The sequence below is a fragment of the Chryseobacterium sp. CG10_8 genome (genome assembly GCF_058117085.1).
The window spans coordinates 1-1022 of record NZ_JBYVEB010000242.1 but is presented as its reverse complement, the minus strand read 5'-3'; the positions used below and the strand labels follow the sequence as shown (position 1 = coordinate 1022).

Genomic DNA, 1022 nt, shown 5'->3' with positions numbered 1-1022 from the left:
ATCTAATTTGTTTCGCAAAAACCATTTTCTTATGATTTTTTTCTTAATTTAGTCACAAGAAAATGGTTTTGCTCAGGTTCGGATCTCCTTTGAAAGTTTAGTCTAAGTTGCCCGCACTGCATCAAGCCTTTTTCGTTGGCAACAATTTTAACAAAACATAGTTCCATAAATGAAAATATATTTTATTATCCTCTCTTTATTTCTATTTATATCTTGTCAAAACAATAATCCATTAAAAGTAAAAAAACAATCAAATAGAAATTATATTTTCTTTTTGCATAATAAATTTTTAGAAGATAATCCTTCAGGAACTCTTGAACCCAAATATGGAACAAAAGCCGAATACAATGAAATTTTAGAATCTTTTAGAAAAGACAACTTCATTGTTATAAGTGAAAAAAGGGAACCAAAAAGTGATGGAATTAAATACGCAAAAAAAATTGTATCGCAAATTGATAGTTTAATAGCAAAAGGAATTAAACCAAGCAACATTACTGTCATTGGAACTTCAAAAGGAGGATATATCGCTCAATTTGTTTCTACTTTTGCAGAAAATCCTAACCTGAATTTTGTCTTTATTGGCAGTTTTCAAGATACTGATATCGATGAATTTCCAGATATTAATTTCTGTGGAAACATATTAACAATATATGAAAAATCTGATATTTTTGGTGTTACAGCAATTAAAAGAAAAGAAACGTCTAAATTAAAAGTCACTCGTTTTAAAGAAATAGAATTAAATACGGGTCTAAAGCACGGATTTCTATATATTGCTTCTGATGAATGGATAAAACCTTCTAAAATGTGGGCGCAACAAAACTATAATCTTGAATAATAAAAACTGTCGCCAACAGTGTATTAGCAAAAGACGGGGTTAAATTCTACCATTGAGAGTTTTGTGATTTTCGGTCGCAATTGCTTTTTCGTTTCACATTTTTTTTGTAATTTAGTTTCACGAAAAAAGCAATTGCTTGGTTTGGTTTTTAGTTAAATATTTAGTTTGTAAAAGCCCGTCCTTCGCT

1 protein-coding gene is annotated in these 1022 nt (G+C 29.2%); it reads left to right on the top strand.

Annotation, left to right across the window (positions count from 1 at the left end):
• Positions 1–169: 169 nt before the first annotated feature.
• Entirely contained in the window at positions 170–835 is a 666-nt protein-coding gene (locus tag AC4AGG_RS16535; RefSeq protein WP_489773123.1) for an alpha/beta hydrolase, read from the top strand.
• Positions 836–1022 lie beyond the last annotated feature (187 nt).

Excerpts from the sequence above, each read along its gene's own strand:
- AC4AGG_RS16535 (WP_489773123.1), top strand. The coding sequence starts at position 170 with ATGAAAATATATTTTATTATCCTCTCTTTATTTCTATTTATATCTTGT.